9 protein-coding genes and 1 pseudogene are annotated in these 17,593 nt (G+C 69.5%); 2 read left to right on the forward strand and 8 right to left on the reverse strand.

Translation table 11 applies throughout. The features are described 5' to 3' along the window. Window positions 1-61: 61 nt before the first annotated feature. From sbnA to I2W78_RS35750, 6 genes are all read right to left on the reverse strand, one after another. On the reverse strand, window positions 62-1,087 hold the full coding sequence (gene sbnA / locus I2W78_RS35725; protein ID WP_196464897.1) for a 2,3-diaminopropionate biosynthesis protein SbnA: 1,026 nt from the start codon (window positions 1,085-1,087) through the stop codon (window positions 62-64). A gap of 38 nt (window positions 1,088-1,125) precedes the next feature. Next, complete coding sequence (sbnB, locus tag I2W78_RS35730; RefSeq protein WP_196464898.1) at window positions 1,126-2,196, reverse strand: 2,3-diaminopropionate biosynthesis protein SbnB; 1,071 nt, start codon at window positions 2,194-2,196, stop codon at window positions 1,126-1,128. After that, window positions 2,193-3,197, reverse strand: a complete 1,005-nt coding sequence (locus tag I2W78_RS35735) for a TauD/TfdA family dioxygenase (protein ID WP_196464899.1) — start codon at window positions 3,195-3,197, stop codon at window positions 2,193-2,195. Before I2W78_RS35735 ends, sbnB begins: the two co-directional genes overlap by 4 nt. Before the next feature lie 68 nt (window positions 3,198-3,265). Next, window positions 3,266-6,568 carry a non-ribosomal peptide synthetase gene (locus I2W78_RS35740; protein ID WP_196464900.1) on the reverse strand — a complete coding sequence of 1,101 codons (3,303 nt, stop codon included), beginning with the start codon at window positions 6,566-6,568 and terminating at the stop codon, window positions 3,266-3,268. Between the two features lie 13 nt (window positions 6,569-6,581). Then, window positions 6,582-9,236 (reverse strand): Pls/PosA family non-ribosomal peptide synthetase, encoded by a 2,655-nt coding sequence (locus I2W78_RS35745; RefSeq protein ID WP_196464901.1) that lies wholly within the window; start codon window positions 9,234-9,236, stop codon window positions 6,582-6,584. Between the two features lie 246 nt (window positions 9,237-9,482). Next, window positions 9,483-10,445 carry a GlxA family transcriptional regulator gene (locus I2W78_RS35750; protein ID WP_196464902.1) on the reverse strand — a complete coding sequence of 321 codons (963 nt, stop codon included), beginning with the start codon at window positions 10,443-10,445 and terminating at the stop codon, window positions 9,483-9,485. 106 nt (window positions 10,446-10,551) lie between these two features. Here I2W78_RS35750 and I2W78_RS35755 point away from each other — a divergent pair, with 106 nt between their 5' ends. Then, the gene (locus I2W78_RS35755; RefSeq protein ID WP_196464903.1) at window positions 10,552-11,190 is read left to right on the forward strand and encodes an HD domain-containing protein; all 639 of its coding nucleotides are present in this window, start codon (window positions 10,552-10,554) and stop codon (window positions 11,188-11,190) included. 63 nt (window positions 11,191-11,253) lie between these two features. Here I2W78_RS35755 and I2W78_RS35760 read toward each other — a convergent pair whose 3' ends face one another. Both I2W78_RS35760 and I2W78_RS35765 read right to left on the reverse strand, forming a co-directional pair. Beyond that, window positions 11,254-13,779 (reverse strand): alkaline phosphatase D family protein, encoded by a 2,526-nt coding sequence (locus tag I2W78_RS35760; protein WP_196464904.1) that lies wholly within the window; start codon window positions 13,777-13,779, stop codon window positions 11,254-11,256. 444 nt (window positions 13,780-14,223) lie between these two features. Next, window positions 14,224-15,082 (reverse strand): annotated as a pseudogene (locus I2W78_RS35765) (aldo/keto reductase). Window positions 15,083-15,336: 254 nt separating this feature from the next. Here I2W78_RS35765 and I2W78_RS35770 point away from each other — a divergent pair. Beyond that, window positions 15,337-17,577 (forward strand): ATP-binding SpoIIE family protein phosphatase, encoded by a 2,241-nt coding sequence (locus tag I2W78_RS35770; RefSeq protein ID WP_196464905.1) that lies wholly within the window; start codon window positions 15,337-15,339, stop codon window positions 17,575-17,577. Window positions 17,578-17,593: the final 16 nt, after the last annotated feature.

The following is a 17,593-nucleotide window of genomic DNA, read 5'->3' on the forward strand; positions in this document are numbered from 1 at the left end:
TGTGTCTGCAGCATGAACACGAGCGGCGAGCACTGTCAACAGTAGGATTGTCTACGATTTCTCACCGGTTCCGCTGGCGGTCCGTCAGCGGCGATACGATCCGGCGGCTCCGGGAAGCGGCCGTCGCCTCGTCGGAGGCGAGGATGTCGGCGCCGTACAAGTCCTGTAGCCAGTTGATCTGGTAGATGGTGTCGAGGTAGCGCTCGCCGAGGTCGGGGGCGATGGCCACCGCCGTGAGGCCGCGTGCGTCGTGCCGGTCCAGCCAGTCCATCGCACCGCTGACCACGGTTCCCGTGGAGCCGCCGAACAGGAACCCGCGCCGGGCCAGCCGGTGGCAGGTGCGGATGGTGTCCGCCTCCTCGACGCGGATCACCTCGTCGACGTACGACTCGTCGAGCAGCGGCGGGCGCATGCTCATGCCCAGGCCGGGGATCATCCGGCGTCCGGGCGGGCCACCGAAGGCGACCGAGCCCACGACGTCCACGGCGACGATCCGCACCGGCCGGTGCCACTGCCGGAAGTAGCGTGCGCAGCCCATCAGGGTCCCGGTGGTGCCGGCCCCGATGAACAGCACGTCGACGTGCGGGAACTCGGCGGCGATCTCCGGTGCCGTCGTGCGGTAGTGGGCCCGCCAGTTCTCCGGGTTGGTGTACTGGCTCAGCCACACGTACCGTCCGTCGGCCGCGCACAGCCTGCGGACGTAGTCGATGCGCTTGCCGAGGAACCCCGCGTTGGCGTCGAGGTCGGCGATGACGTGCACCTCACTGCCCAGCGCCTCCATCAGGAGCCTGGTCGACAGGTTGCAGCGGGAGTCCGTCACGCACAGGAACCGGTATCCCTTGCTCGCGGCGATCATGCTGAGCGCCACGCCGAGGTTGCCGGACGAGGACTCGACGAGGATCGAGGCCGGCGTCAGTTTTCCGTCGCGCTCGGCGCTCTCCACCATCTCGGTCGCGGCCTTCAGCTTGATGGAGCCGGCGAAGTTGAAGCCCTCGCACTTCAGGTAGAGACGGCGTCCGAGAACCGGCTGCAGATCAACGTAGAGCCGGCTTTCGTTGAAGGCATGGGGCGTGGAAATGACGGGCACGGTGGGCCTCCTGTTGCCGGGGCTGGGGGGGTGTGGCTTCAGCCGTACCGGCGCAGGTCGTGGAAGAAGTCGTCGATGACGCGGAGCTCCCCCGCCTGGGCCGCTTCGTCGTACACGTACGTGCCCACGGCGAGGTCGAGAACGCCGAGTCCGAACGGCGAGAAGATCACCGTCCGGTCGGCCGGCACGGTCAGCCGTCCGGTCATGACGTCGTCGAGGGTGCCGTCGAGGAAGTCACGGTTGCCGGTGAGCTGCTCGGCCAGGTGGGGTGAGGTGTCGGCCTTCAGACAGTGCTCGACGTCGTCGACGATGTTGGCCGAGTCGAGCAGGATCTCCGGAGCGAGGTCGCGCAGGGACACGTGCAGGACCAGCGGGTGGTGGGCGAACCAGGCCGGGTCGGTGACATGGGGCTCGCCGGCCACGGTGGCGAACACGACCAGGTCGCTGGCACGGATCAGTTCCTCGGCGCTGTCGTGGACCTCGACCCGTGCGGTGGTGCCGGCCTGGTGCAGGTAGCCGGAGAAGCCGGCGGTGCTGTCGGCGGAGACGTCGTACGCGCCGATCGTGTCGAACGTCCAGCCGGTGCCGGCCAGGAAGGTGTGGATGTAGCGGGCGATCAGGCCTGTACCGAAGAAGCCGACACGGGTGGGCCGGGTGCGGGTGCGGCTGAGCCAGTCGGCCGCCAGCGCGGCGGAGGCCGCGGTCCTGGTCGCGCTGATGATGGAGCTCTCCAGGCAGGCGAAGGGGTAGCCCGTGTCGTGGTCGTTGAGGATGAGGACCGCGGAGGCCCGGGGCAGGCCCGCCTGCACGTTGGCCGGGAAGCTGGAGATCCATTTCAGACCGTCCACGTGGAACGACCCGCCGATGGAGGCCGGCAGCGCGATGATGCGCGAGGTCGGGCGGTCGGGGAAGCGCAGGAAGTACGAAGGGGGGTTGACCGAGTCCCCGGCGCCGTGCAGCCGGTAGGCGGCCTCGACCAGCTCCACGATCGTCTTCTCGCGTCCGCTGAGTGCTTGCTGCACCTGCGCGCCGGAGATCACCGCGAAGGTCGGCGCCGAGGGTGCGTCGGTGGCGGCCCGCCCGGTGGCGGGTGACATCTGGTGGGTCATCGCAGGCTCGCCTTCGGCTGGGGGTCGCGGTCGGCCAGGCGCCGGGGCTCGGCCATGGCGACCAGCACCTGGCGCTCTCCCGTGAAGGCCTCCCTGCTGTGTGCGGTACGGATGTTGTCGACGAGCATCAGGTCGCCGGGCTGCCAGGGCTCGCGCCGGGTGTGCTCCTCGTAGGTGGCGTTGAGCAGCTGGACGACGTCCTCGCTGATGGGTGTGCCGTCGCCGAAGCGGGTGTTGAACGGCAGTCCGTCCTCGCCGTAGACGTCCACCAGGTATTCGCGCACCTCGGGGGCGAGCGTCCACTCGTTGAGGAACGCGATCTGGTTGAACCAGCAGCGCCGGCCGGTGAGCGGGTGCCGTACGACGGCGCTCCGGCGCTGGCGGGTGTGCAGGGAGCCGTCGGGCTGCCAGGTGAAGTCGATGGCGTGGGCTTGGCAGTAGCGCTCGATGGCGGCGTGGTCGTCGGTGCCGAACGACTCGGTGAGGGAGGCCCCGATCTCGTCGTTGTAGGTGCGGGTCAGCAGCCAGCCCTCGCGTTCGAACCGCTCGCTGAGCTCGGAGGGCAGGGCCTGGAGCACCTGTTCCGCGTCGGCCACCGCCGTCGCGCCGCCCTGGCTGGGCGCGGTCAGGCACGCGAACAGCATCAGGCCGGGAACGTCCAGCGTGTAGCTGAGTTCGTGGTGCATGCACATCGGCTGGTTGGCCGGCCAGGTGGTCGAGGAGTACACCCCGGGGCCGTAGCTCTGGCGGGGCGCGAATGCCTCCTTCTCCGTCATGAGACCGTCGGACAGGCCCGCGAAGACGGCACCGACCTGATCGGCGTCCCGCAGGTCCAGGCCGCGGACGAGCAGCACGCCGTGCTCGGCGACGTGTGCGCGCAGGGCGTCACGGTGCTGAACGGCCCAACTCGCCGCGTCGCCGGGGGATTGCGCATGCAGGATCGCGGGCCGGTCCGGCCGCAGCTCCACGTCGAGCAGGGGTGCCAGGGGTGAGGACGACATCTCGGTTTTCCTTTCGTTGCCCCGCTGAAGGCTCTGGGACGCTGGGGAGAGGGCCGCTCGTCGGAGGCTCACGAGGAGGCCAGTGGTTCGGTGGCGCCCAGGACGGCCCGGGCGGCTTCGGCCGGACGGGTGCGCAGGAAGTAGTGGCCGCCGTCGGCGAGTTCGTGCAGATCCACGTGGTCGGCCAGGAGCTGCCAGTCGCGGTGGCGGTCGGCGAATCCGGCCGTGTTCGGGTCGTCGGCGGCGACGACCACCGTGACCGGCGCGGACAGCTTCACCGGCGACGGGGTCTGAAGGGCGTCGGCGAAATAGCGGTGGGCGGACTCGCAGTCGTGCCGGTAGGCGGCACCGACGTGCTCGGCGTGCTCGGCGTTCAGCTCCGCGAGTTCCGTGTAGCCGCTGTCGCCGGTGAGTCGGGCGGCGATGTCGGCGTTGCTGCGGCGGGTCAGCTCGGCGAGGGCGGCGCGCCGGTCGCCGGCGGTGCCGAGCAGTTGTGCGGCGAGGAACACCCGCGGGACGTCCACGCCGAGTTCCTCAAGCCTCCTGGCCGTCGCCACGGCCGGCGCGGCGCCCGACGAGTGGCCCCAGATCATGACCCTGGTCAGGCCCCGTTCGGCGATCTCGGCGGCGACCTGCTGCGCCACCTGCTCGATGGGGGCGAACGGCTCGCCCTGGGCGGCCAGGTCGTGACCGGGCAGCTCGACGGCGTACACCGCGAGCCCGCTGCCCGCCAACGCGCCGGCCATCGGCTGGTAGTTGACCGCGTTGCCGCCTGCGTAGGGGAAGCACACCAGCGCGCAGTCCGGTACGCCGCCCGCCGTCCCCGACAGCGGCTGGAGCAGCTCCGGGCGTTGCCGGGAGGTGCCGTCGAGGAGCGCGGCCAGGTCGGCCAGGACCGGGTGCCGGGTGATGTCCTTCAGGGACACGGCGCGGTCCAGGGCGATGGTGAGCTTCACCGCCGTGAGGGAGGTGCCGCCGGAGTCGAAGAAGTGGTCGTTGCGTCCGAGTCGCTGTTCGGGTACGCCCAGCAGCTCGGCCCAGGCGGCCGCCAGCTTCCGCTCGGTCGGGGTGAGCGGGGCGCGGTCGTGGTCCTTGCCGGCGTCGTCGTCCGTGGGTGGCGCCGTCTGTTCGGCGAGCGCGGTCAGGGCCTTCCTGTCGATCTTGCCGTTGGCGGTCAGCGGCAGGCCGGGCTGCCAGTGGAAGGCGGAGGGGAGCATGTAGGCGGGCAGGTCGGCGCCCAGCGCCGAGCGCAGGACGTCCGTCTCCTGGCGCTCGCCCGTGTAGAAGGCGATCAGGTGCTTGCTGTGGCCGGCCCGCTCGGCGATGACGACCGCGGCGTCCCGCACCCCGTCCACCCGCAGCAGAGTGTTCTCGATCTCGCCGATTTCGATGCGGAATCCGCGGATCTTGACCTGGTTGTCCCGGCGGCCGAGGAACTCCAGCCTGCCTCCTGGGTGCCAGCGCCCCCAGTCACCGCCCAGATAGAGCCGTTCACCCGGCCGGTACGGGTCCTCGCGGTACGCCTCACGGGTCCGTTCGGGATCGTTGACGTATCCGCGCCCCACGCAGACACCGGAGAACGCGATCAGCCCCGGGGCGCCGAGCGGCACCAGTGACAGCTGCTCGTCGACGACGTACACGCGTACGTTGTTGACCGCGCGCCCCAGCAGTACGCGCTCGGGCACCGTGTCCATGACCTCGTGGTTGGTGTCGTCCGACGTCTCGGTCAGTCCGTAGGCGTTGACGAGCTTGATGCCCGGCTGGATCGCGAACCAGCGCTGCACCAGCTCCCGCTTGAGCGCCTCACCGGTGACCGACACGCAGCGCAGGTCCGGCAGTTCGCGGGGCTGCTTCTCCAGATACGAGACCACGACCTCCAGGTAGGAGGGCACGACCTGGACGACACCGGCCCGGCCGCGGACGATCGTGTCGAGGAACCGCTCCACGTCGACGACCGACTCCTGTGCGACGAGCAGCGTCCGCCCGCCCACCAGCAGCGCGGACACCAGCTGCCACAGCGAGATGTCGAAGCACTGCGGGGCCGTCTGCGCCACCACGCGCCCTTCGGCGATGTCCAAGTCGTCGATCTTGGCGAAGAGATGGTTGAGCATGCCCGCGTGCTCGCACATCGCGCCCTTCGGCTCGCCGGTGGAACCGGAGGTGAAGTAGATGTAGGCCAGCTGATCGGCGGCGACCTCGATCCCGACGTCCGTGTCGGCGTGCCGCTCTGCGTACGCCTCCTCGATCAGCAGCTTCCCGGTTTCCGGCAGGGTGGCCAGGGCCTGGTCGAGCGTGTGGGTGCTGCCGGACTCCGTCAGCACCAGCCGGCAGCCCGCGCGCGACAGCGTGGCCTCGATACGGCCGGCCGGGAAGTGCGGCTCGATCGGCAGGTACGCGCCGCCGGCCTTGAACACCGCGAGCGTCGCGGCCAGCCAGTCGAGGTTGCGTTCGGTGACGACCGCGACGACGTCTTCTGGGCCCAGGCCCCGCTCCAGCAGCGCGCGCGCCAACCGGTTCGCGCGCGCGTTGAGTTCCCCGTACGTCCATGAGCGGTCGCCGTGCACCGCCGCCACCGCGTCCGGGTGGGCCCGTACGCGCTGCTCGAACAGCTCGTGCGCCCGCGCCTCCGGCAGCGGCCGGTGGGGCCCGGCCTGCCCTTCGAGCTGCTCGTCCACCTCGTCGGCCGACAGCAGGCTCTGCCGGGTGTGTTCGGCGTCGATGCCGGCCGCCATCAACCGCAGTGCGGCCAGGTGGTAGTCGCCGATGCGGGCCGCGCCCTCGGCGTCCAGCACCTGCTTGCGACAGCGCAGCCGCATCACCAGCCGGCCGCCACGGTCGTACCAGCCCACCCCCAGCACGGCGTCGTCGAGCGGCCCGTCGTCGGTCCCCGCCGGATCGCACACGACCTCGTACGACGGCCCGGCCACGCCCAGTTCCCGGCGCAGCTCGTCCACGGGGAACTGCCGGTGCGCGAGCAGCTCAGCCTCGACGCGACAGGCGCTCGACACCAGGGCGCTCCAGGACCCGGGGGCGACGGTCAGCCGGCACGGCAGCGGGCCGCTCGGGGCCCCGGCGACGTATCCCGTCACGACCTCCTGCTCACCGGACAACGCGGCCAGCACCTTGGCGTGCGCGGCCAACAACACCGCGCTGAGCGGCACTTCGAGCTTGCGCAGCAGCCCTCGTACGGCGTCCATCACGTCGTCCGGCACCGCCGTCTCGTACTCGCCGACCCCGGTCGCCGGCTCCCGGGCCCACCGTGGCACCGCGGTGTAACCACCAGCGGTCAGCACACGGCTCCAGTACTCCCGATCCGTGTTCAAGCCCGAGTTCAAGCCCGTGTTGAAGCCCGTATTGAGGCGCGCTTTCATCGAATGGCCTTCCTCAGCTCAGCGTCGTCGCAGCGCCGTCGGCCGAGAACCTTGGCGTTGCCGTTGTCGTTGCCCCGCCGATACCAAGAGGGTGACCGTGGGCATCCGGCATGTCGCCGGCGGGGTTTCCGCCCCACCGCGCGTTCGGGGGCACTTCCTCGCCTTTCATGAGAAAGGAATCGGGTGCCAGCACGGCGCCGTCACCCATCGTCACGCCGTAATGCACGTGGGCGGATATGCCGAGGGTGCAGCCGGCACCGAGCGTGCTGCGGTCGGACTTGAAGGTGCCGTCCTCCTGCGAGTGGCACTGGATCTTGCTTCCGACGTTGAGCGTGCATTCGTCCCCGATGGTGGTGAGGGTCCGCTCCGTCAGGTAGCAGCCGTCGTCGAACACCCTGCTGCCGACGCGCGCGCCCAGCATCCGCCAGATCAGGCTCTTGAAGGGAGTCCCGTTGTAGATGGCGAGGTGCTCGTCCGGAACCTTCCACAGGCGTTCGTGCCACCAGAAGTACGGGTCGTAGATGGAGCACAACCGGGGTCGCAGGGCACGGAATGACGTGATGCAGCGTTCCAGCAGGATGTAGTAAAGGGTGGAGAAGCCGAGCGCAACGGCCAGATACGTGGCGATCACCACCTGCCCCAGCACGCCGTACAGGGTGACGGCGGCGAGCGCCAGCATCGTGAGCGCAAAGGTGTGCAGCCACCGCACGAACAGCATGAGGGCCATCGAGCGAAGGTTGTAGCGGTTCTTCGCGGCGAGTCGGCGGCGCAGCACCTCCCCGGTCCTGAGGTCGTCGAAGCGCGCATCGCGCTCGACCGACCGCGGAATCTCGAAGGAGGGTGAGCCCAGGAGCCCCACGCCTTCGCGGACTTCACCGTCGAGGGGAACCATGACCTTCGTCGCCAGCAGGCAGTTGTCACCCGTTCTGGCGCCCGTGGGGTAGGCGATGTTGTTGCCCAGGAAGTTGTGCGATCCGATCGACGCCCGGGACACCCGGAAGGACGTGCTGGAGTATTCCGCGTTCATGATGGACAGCCCGTCGGCCACCATCGTTCCCCTGCCGACGGACACCAAATAGGGGCTTTCGTGCTGCAATTCGGTGCCGAAGTTCGACCCGGTCTGCTCGACCCGCGACAAATCGTAGCCGAGCCCCTTCAGGTAGTACACGATGTAGGAACTGTCGCCGAACAGCCAGGCGAAGAACCTGATGTTCGTCATGCGCGCCATGGCCCGGTGCACCGAGTAGTGGAATCCGTAGAGCGGATACGCCTTGTCGGGCTCGATGACGAGGTTCAGCAGACGTGGAACGGTGTAGAGCGCGACAAGGCCCGCGACGACGAATCCGAAGAACAGCACGAGTGACAACACCAGCGCGTCACCGATCAGTTGCCCCGACGCGAGTCCGGCCGCGTCCGGCCCGAGTTGCCTGCCGATGGCCGGGACTTCCGCCAACAGCATGTAGGTTCCGCCGAGGCCCAGCGGTATGTACAGCAAGCTCAGCTGAATCAGGGTGATCAGGCCGAAGGAGGCCCGGCGGAGCGTGCCGCACGGCGTCGGCGGCACCCTCACGTAGTCGATCTCCGCGGGCTGTGCCGGGGAGCCGTGCCAGTGCTCGCCGTCCGGGACCTCCTGGCCGCGGTACAGGGCGGAGGAGTGGCCGAGTTGTGTTCCGTCGCCCATCCGCGTGTCGATGTCCAGGACGGTCTTCTCGCCGATGAACACGTCCCGACCGAGTGTGACCGGGCCGGTCTGGATGCGCCCGGCGTGTGCCCGGTAGCAGAGGAGGAACGAGTCCTTGCGGATCACCGTGCCGGCGCCGATGGTGAGCAGGTCGGTGCAGACCGGGATGGAGTGGGAGAGGATCGTGACTCCCTTGCCGATGCGCGCGCCGAGTGCCCGGAGATACAGCGGGTACAGGGGATTACCCACGAACAGGAGCATCGGATTGGCGTGGAGCAGTACCTTGACGAGCCAGAAGCGCAGGTAGGTCAGACTCCAGACCGGGAACTCGCACGGTTTCCAGCGGCCGACGAGAATCCATTTGGCGGCGACCGGGAACCCGCACAGCGCCACGAAGCCGACGCCCCCGAAGAGCAGCGACCGCAGATAGATGTCAACTGCGTCCGCTCCCGCGGCGATCCATTCGTAACCCCGAGCGGCCACCATGCCCGCGACAAGGGAGTACCCCAGGAACATCAGCAGCTGGAAGATTCCGCAGAGAACGTATGTGAGCCGGCTCGTCGACGTCACCGGCGAGGGCGAGGGTGACATCACTTGCGCGGGCGACTTCGGGAGGGAGCAGTCGGCGGAGGCGGGAGTCGTTGTCGCGAGAGCTGCCGCCAGGCTTCGGATCGTGGAGTGCCGGTAGATGTCCTTCATGGACGCGGACGGCAGATCCGGTCTCTTTCTGAGTCTTGCGCAGAATTGGGCCATGATCAAAGAGTTGGCACCCAAGTCTTCGAAGAAGTGCCTGTCGACGGGAACATGGTCGACGCATGTGACGGCGGCCAGGACTTGAGCGAGTTCTCTCTCGGTGTCCGTACTCGTCTGGGTTTCCGTGTTCACCGGGCCGGAGCCGTCGCCACGCCCGTCGACGACGACTTCGTCCGGCCCGGATATATCGACCTCGGAAGACTGCTCCACCGTGCGACCTCCTTGAAGACGCATCGACACCCTGCGGCCACGAATGGCCGCCCGGTGTCCTCGCGCTCCGGAGAAAGCTCGACCGAGCGATCGGAAGCCACGAGTGCGTTCTTTCTGATCACGAACCGCGGGTTTCAGTTTCGATCGGCCACCGACAGGTTGCCACTCCGAACGGAACGCAACGGAGGACGGCAACGCTCGATGGGCCCTGTCTCCCTTGGTTTCTCCACACGGCCGGGGTGAGCGACGGTTCACCCATACGGCCGCCCCTCAGCCACGCCAGGGGCGTGTGGTGGTGAAGCGTCTGCGGTACTCGGTCGGGGTGGTGCCCAGGTGGCGGGCGAAGGCGCGGCGGAGGGTTTCGTCGCTGCCGAGCCCGCTGTGGTGCGCTGCCGAGGTCACGCTGTGCCCGTCGAGGAGGAGTTGCTGCGCGCGGTCGAGGCGGACGCGCTCGACCCAGCGTGCGGGTGTGGTGTTCAGTTCGGTCTGGAACAGCCGGGTCAGGTGCCGGGTGCTGACGGCGGCGGCTGCGGCCATGGCGGGCAGGCTGTGGTCGGCGGCCGGGTCGGCGAGCACGGACGCGGTCAGCGAGCCCAGCAGATCGCTGCGGGCCGGTGGCGTCGCCAGTGCCGTGGAGAACTGCGACTGCCCGCCCGGGCGCTGCATGAAGACGACCAGTTCGCGGGCGGCCTCCCGGGCCGTATCCGCTCCGTGGTCGTCCTCGACCAGCGCGAGGGCCAGATCGATGCCCGCGCTGATGCCTGCGGAGGTGACGTACCGGCCGTCCCGGATGTGCAGGGCGTCCGGCTCGACCTGCACCGAGGGATGGCGGCGGGCCAGTGTCTTGGCGTGCCGCCAGTGTGTGGTCGCCCTGCGCCCGTCGAGCAGGCCCAGCTCGGCGAGGACGAAGGCGCCACTGCACACCGAAGCGACCCGTGACGCCCGCTCGGCGAGGACGGCGGCCGCTGCCAGCAGTTCCTCCTCCGGGGACTGCTCGGCGAGCCGGTCGGCTCCCGCGACGACGAGCGTGTCGACCGACCCGACGTCGGCCGCCGCCATGGTCCGGGCCACCGCCACGCCCGAGGAGGTCGTCACGTCACCGCCCCGTGGGGAGGCGAGCACCGGTGCGTACGGGTGACCCAGCCGTCCCGCCTGGTGCAGCACCTCCAGGGGGCCGCTGACGTCGAGCAGCGTCACCCCCTCGAACACCAGGAAGGCGACCCGATGGGTCATGTCTGAATCTGTGGGTTGGATGGCAGCAAGGACATGGCGCCAGGATAGGGCACTGGACGACGCTGAAGGAGATCACCTACTGATCAAATAGAAGAAGGCAGACATCATGGATGAATCGATCGCGGGCGTGCGGATCCCCGACAGCGCACTGACGCGGGAGGCGACCGAGCTGGTACGGGAGGTCGCCTCGCCGCTGCTGTTCGACCACTCCCGGCGGGTGTTCCTGTTCGGGGCGCTGCGCGGCCGAGAGCAGGGGCTGCACTTCGAAGCCGAGCTGCTGTACGTGGGGGCGATGTTCCACGACCTGGGACTGACCGATCGCTTCCGCCGCACCGACCAGCGTTTCGAGATCGACGGCGCCGACGAGGCCCGTCGCTTCCTGCACGCGCACGGCATCACCGGCGAGCCGGCCGACCGGGTCTGGACGGCCATCGCCCTGCACACCACCCCGGAGATCCCCCTGCACATGGCGCCCGAGGTGGCCCTGGTCACGCGCGGCGTGGAACTGGACGTCCTGGGCATCGGCTACCACGCCGTCTCCGACGACCAGCGCGCGGCCGTCGTCGCGGCCCACCCTCGCCCGGACTTCAAGAACCGGATCCTCGCCGCCTTCACCGAGGGCATCGAGGACCGCCCGGAGACGACCTTCGGCAACGTGAAGGCGGACGTGCTGGCCCACTTCTCCCCCGGCTTCGTGCGCGGCGACTTCGTGGAGGTCATCAAGAACTCCGACTGGCCCGAGTAGCCGCCTGCGCATACGGAAACCGCATGCCGGAAACCCGGCCGGGCTTCCGGCATGCGCCTGTGCCTACAGACGGCCGAGTACCTGGAACGGGTCCGCATCGCCACCGTTGTCGACGGCGGCGATGCGCCGGCGGAGGGTGTGGGTCTCCCCCGGTCGCAAGGTCACCTGACGCTGGCTCATGATCCAGATGCCGCACGCGTACGCGGTGAACGCCGCGTCGTCGTACAGCAGGCCGTAGGTCTGCCGGTCGGCGCCGGTCATGCCGATCCACGGTGCCGTGGGCGTGAAGTCCGCGGGCTCGCCGTTGGTGAGGGTGCCGGCGCCGGGGACGCCGCTGCGCTGGCCCACGCCGTCGTGGTCGAGCACGTCGCCCGTCCAGAAGGTCTGGACCGTGGTCCCGCGATGGGTGAAGGCGGTCTCCGCCGTGACCCACGGCTCGCCCGTGCGCACCGTGTACGTCGTGACGACCTCCAGGTCGGGCACGCTCGAACCGGCGCCGACGGCGCGCACGGACGCCGTGTCACCACCGGTGTCCAGGACCTCGACCGATGTCGAGCGGACCGTCAGTTGCTGCCAGGCGTTGCCTCCTCGGGGCTGTGTCGGGGAGGCGTAGGGCAGGTTCAGCCAGTCGAGTTGGTCGAGGTGGCCCACCGCGGCCAGGTCGAGCGGCTTGCCGGCCGTGGCTCCCGGCAGCTGCGGATCGTTGGAACCGGCCGAGATCGCGAGGGCGACCAGGTCGTTGCCGAGCACGATGTCGGAGGTCGTGGCCTGCGACTGCGGGCCTGGGACGGTACGGCCCTTGGCGGCGTACGCGGTGGCGCGGCGCAGGCGCACGTCGGCCCGTGCCCCCTGGCTCTCCCCCACGGTGACCGTCACGTCTGCCGGGTCGTAGCCGACGCCGTTCGCGGTGACCGTGTACGTGCCGGGCGGTGCGAAGGCGATGTACTCGCCGTAGGGGTCGGTCGTCGTCGCCGCGACCCGGGTGCCGTCGGCCGCCGTGACCGTCACCGCGACGTTGACCAGCGGCGCGCCGGTGGCGGCGTCGACGACCTTCCCGACGAGGCCGTCGCCGTCATCGATCCGCCGCGCGCCCGGGACGCCGTCCCGCACCTCGAAGGCGGCGATCGTGTAGGCCGGGGAGGCCGCGTCACGGGAGTTGAGCACGATCCGCAGGTCGCTGCGCCACCGCTTCTCGGTGACATCGCAGAGCACATAGCCCCGGTAGGTGCCGTTGTAGAACTTGACGTGCGGATTGGCCGCCAGACCCTGCCGTACGTCGTTGTCCCAGCCGGCGCCGGAGGAGATCGACGTACCCACGAACTCGGTGGCGATCGTCTTGGACTTGGGGTCGGTGAAGTCGGTCTTGAGGTCGTTGACCCAGTGGGTGTGCCAGTCGCCGCTGAGCACGACGGGGTTGGAGGGCCGGTGCTCGGCGATGAAGTCGAGGATGCGGGACCTGGCGGCGGGATAGCCGTCCCACTGGTCGAGGTTGACGATCTGGCCCGGGCCGAGGTCGTAGTCGAACGCCGCCATGATCGTCTGCTGGGCGATCACGTTCCAGCGGGCCTTGGACCGGTCGAGCTGGTCGAGCAGCCAGCGCTCCTGCTCGGGGCCGGTCATGGTGCGGGACGGGTCGTAGACCTCGTCGTTCGGTGCCTTGCGGCCGTCGCCGTTGGCCTGGTCGCTGCGGTACTGCCGGGTGTCCAGCACGTTGAACTGGGCGAGTCTGCCCACCCTCAACTGCCGGTACATGAGCGCGTCGGGCCCCTCGGGGCGTTGTTCGGGGCGCATCGGCAGATGCTCGTAGAAGGCCTGGTATCCGTTGGCCCGCCGGTCAAGGAACGGGCGTCCGTCCCCGGCGCCGCCCGGGACGTCCGCCGCGTAGTTGTTCTGCACCTCGTGGTCGTCCCAGGTGTGGACGAACGGGAAGCGTGCGTGGGCGGCGCGCAGGTCCGGGGAGGTCTTGTACAGCGCGTACAGGCGTCGGAACTCCTTCAAACTCCCGTTGGCCGTCTCGTAGATGTAGTCCCCGAGGTGCAGCACGAAGTCGACGTCCTGCTCCGCCAGGTCCCGGTAGGCGGGATAGGGGCCGCCCACCCAGGCCTGGCAGGAGACCATGGCGAACCGCAGCCGGTCGGCCTTGGCGCCCGGAGCGGGCATGGTGCGGGTACGTCCGGTGCGGCTGTGCACTCCGTCCGCCTGGAAGCGGTACCAGTACCAACGGTCCGGCGCGAGGTCCCGTACGGCGACATGCACGGTGTGCGCCGACTCGGCCCGGGCCGTGACCTCACCGGACTGCAGTACGTGCCGGAAGCTCGCGTCGCGCGCCACCTCCCAGCGCACGGGCACGTCCTGGTCGGGCATGCCGCCGGTGTCGGCGTCGAGCGGATCGGGCGCGAGGCGGGTCCACAGGACGACGCTCCTGTGGTCCGGGTCACCGGAGGCGACACCGAGGCTGAAGGGTGCCGGGTCCAGTTCCGCGGCCTGTGCGTCGGGCAGCGTGTCGATCAACTGGCCCGCCGCTACGGCACCGAGCGTGCCGCCGGCCAGGGTCAGGAATCTGCGTCGGGCGATGGGTCTCACCATCATGGTGCGGTGTCCTTCTTGGGCTGGGTGAGTACGGGTGGGTGCGGAGGGCGTGCTGAATTCCGGCCCGCACACTCATGAGGCCGGATGTCGAGAGGGTCGAGTCCGGGCGAACGGACCGGCACGGCGGGTTGAAGAAGGCGGCGCCGCGTTTGACGAAGCCAGCCGTGATCCGGTCGCCGACGGGAAAAGGAGAGAGCCGGGCCGGGTGCCTTCGCGGGCGTTCCGGTGCGGCGCGGTGCCGCCGACATCGGCGGGCGACGCGTGGTCGGGTGCGAGCCGATGGGAGATGACAACCGGTCAGGGACGGGACGTGTTTCGCGTACGAGGCCAGGGCGTCCCCTGGGCACTCGACGTCCGTCCGCGGTGTTTCGCCGTCGCACGGCGGTGACCGCGACCGATGCGGGCGGCAGTGGCCTTCCAGGCGGCCAGTCCCGGCGGAAGCAGTCAGATGGCGTCGAGTCGCGCGTACTCCTCGGGGGTCAGGATCAGGCCGGCGGCTGCCGCGGAATCGGTGATCGTCTCCGGGCGACTGGCGCCGGGGATCGGGATCACCACGGGCGAGGTGGCCAGCATCCAGGCCAGACAGACCCGTTGAGGGCTGACCCGGTGGTTCTGTGCCACGGTCGTGAAGGGCAGGTGCCGGATTCCCAGACGCCCGGCACCGCCGATTCCGCCCAGCGGGCTCCAGGGGAGGAAGGCGATGCCCAGTTCGGTGCAGAGGTCCAGCTCCGCCCTGCTGGAGAGGAAGTCGGGAGAGTACTGGTTCTGCACACTGGCCAGTCGGCCGCCGAGGACCTCGTGGGCGAGCCGGATCTGTGCGGTGTCGGCGTTGGAGATCCCCGCCATCCGGATCTTGCCTGCGTCGAGCAGGTCGGCCAGGGCACCGATGGAATCGGCGTACGGCACCCGCGGGTCGGGGCGGTGAAACTGGTACAGCCCGATCGCCTCCACACCCAGCCGGGTCAGCGACGCCTCGCAGGCACGCTTGATGTGCTCGGGCGAACCCGTCGAGCGTCCACGACCCGTCACCGGGCCGCAGGTGACCGCCCTTGGTCGCCACCAGTACCTCGGAGCCCGCGCTGTGCGAGGAGAGGGCCTTGGCGATCAGGGTTTCGTTGTGCCCCACCTCGTCGGGGCCGATGTGATAGGCGTCCGCGGTGTCGATGAGCGTCACGCCGGCGTCCAGTGCGGCGTGGATGGTGTCGATGGAGCGAGCGTTGTCGGGTCTGCCCTCGATCGACATCGGCATGGCCCCGAGGCCGATGGCACTGATGTGGACAGAGCCGATACGGCGGGTCTGCATGGCGATGTGAGCCTTTCTTGGAACGGGTGCACGTGCGCACGGTGCCGCAGCTCGTGGTGCGGCGCGCCGTCACACCCTGCCTGCGGCTCACGACCGCGGTCCAACAGAAGAAATCGAAGCGATTCAGCGTCTGGGCTTCTCAATGGCGGGGCTGAAACATCCAGGGCAATGGAGCTGAGCCGGCTGTTGAACCGAGGTGTCCGGGAGTACATGCTCAGCTGATCGTCGCGCTCGAATGAACATAGGATGGGTCCATGGATGGCGAAGCCACCATGCGGGTCCAGGGGTCCGTCGCGTCACCGGACGACCGTCGCGACGCGTACCTCGCCGCGGCTCTGCGCCGGATTCACGCCAGGCTGCGTCCGAGCACGACCACGGCGTATCTCGTTGCGGCCGATGCCGATTCCGATGCCAAGCCCGAGGCACGCCCCCTGGCCGCGGCGATGGCGATCGACACCCCGCTGGGCTTCACCCTGACCCCGGGCATGGCCATGGACGACGGGCGGTTCGCGACCGCGGTCGCCTACCGCACCGATGAACCGGTGATCTGGGACAACGAGCGCATCCGAGCCCTGATCCACGACGACCCGGCGATGATCCAGTACGTGCCCTACGCCATGATCGTGGTGTCCGTTCCGCTGCGTACGGACCGCCGACGCTTCGGTGCGGTGACGCTGCGCTGGGCTCCGCCGCGGGACGTGCCGCCGGAATCCATGGAATTCCTGGTGGACGCGGCGAATCGACTCGCTGTCGAACTGGAGCAGGTGGCCGGGGAGGGCGCCGCCGTCGAGGCGCCACCGGTGCCACGGTTCATCCCGGAATCCCCCGGCAAAGGCTGGAGCGGGAGTACCGCTTTCCTCTACCAGTTCCAGCGTCTCGCCACCGAACTCACCGCCGCCCGGCATCCGAGAGATATCGTCGCGACCACGCAGGCCCAGGTGGTGCGCCCGTTCGGCGGGCGCGCGATGGCCCTGTGTCTGGCCGAAAGGGGCCGGCTGCGCGTTGTGGGCGCATCGGGCTTCTCCAAGGGAGACCTGCGCAGCGTCGACGGGCTCCCCCTCATGCGGAGCGCACCGGAGACCGACGCGATACTCCACCTCCAGCTTCTGCTCTACGCGACGGGCAAAGAGCTGCACTCGGCGTATCCGGATCTCGACCGGTACTACGACGACCCCAGGGCCTGGTTCTTTCTCCCGTTGATCGCGGACGGCCAGGCGGTGGGCTGCTGCGTCCTGTCCGCCGACCAGCCGTACAGACTGCGGGACGAGGAACTCGCGGTACTCATGATCATGCTGGGCCAGGTCGGTCAGTCGCTGCAGCGGGCCCGGGCCCATGAGCTCGAGCACAGCTTCGTCCGGAGCATGCAGCGCGGGCTGCTGCCCCGGGCCCTGCCGCACCTGAAGGAAATCGTCTCCACCGCGCGCTACCTCCCGGCGACCGCCGGTGCCGAAGTGGGGGGCGACTGGTACGACATGATCAGCCTGCCCGGCGGAGGCGGGGTCGGACTCGTCATCGGGGATGTCGAAGGACACAGCCTCGAAGCCGTCGGGACCATGGGACAGCTGCGCAGCGGCGTGCGCGCGTACGCGACGGAGGGACACGACCCCGCCACCGTGCTGAACCGCAGCAACCGGCTGCTCACCGAACTGGACACCGATCTCTTCGCCACGTGCTGCTGCCTCTGGCTGGACCTGGAGACCGGGACGGCCACCCTTGCCACCGCCGGTCACCTCGCGCCGGTCCTGATGGACGCGCAAGGTCGCGTCACCACGCCCTACCTGCCGGTCGGCCCGCCGTTGGGAGTCGACCGCGAGACCGTCTACCAGCAGACGGAGACATCACTGGCGCCCGGCTCGATCATCGCCTGCTACACCGACGGACTGCTGGATCGGCGTCACCGTGGGGTCGACGACGGCCTTGAACGGCTGCGCCGCACCCTCGTCGACGGCCGCGGCGAGGACCTGGAGGTCCTGGCCGACCGGCTCGTCGGAGATGCCCGTCCGCAGGCCCAGCGCGACGACGACATGGCCCTGCTGCTGGTGCGCTACGACGGCGTGCGCGAAGGACCGCACCGTCGGGTCGCCCGGGTGTTCGTCCAGCGCCGCGACCTCCAGCACGTGCGGCGCCTTCGGCACTTCCTACAGGACCTGCTGCCCGGCTGGGGGCTCGCCGTCCTGCTCGACGATGTCGAACTCCTGATCACCGAAGTGGTCACCAACGCCTTGATTCACGCCGACACCGAAGTCGACGTGCGACTGCGGGGGTATCCCGATCGCCTCCGCGTCGAGGTCCGCGACAGCGACCCCCGCCCGCCTGTCCTGGTCGCCAACCTCGGTCCCGGGGAGGTAGGAGACGCCGAGGCCGAGTCCGGACGCGGGATGCTCATCGTCGACGTACTGGCATCGGCCTGGGGCAGCTCACCGGCCGGCCGGGGCAAGACGACCTGGTTCGAACTCGGCGTCGGGGACCGTTCCTTACCGTTCTCGACGACGTGACGGCGCCCGCGGCCCG

Source organism: Streptomyces spinoverrucosus, from assembly GCF_015712165.1.
Classification (GTDB): Bacteria; Actinomycetota; Actinomycetes; order Streptomycetales; family Streptomycetaceae; genus Streptomyces; species Streptomyces spinoverrucosus_A.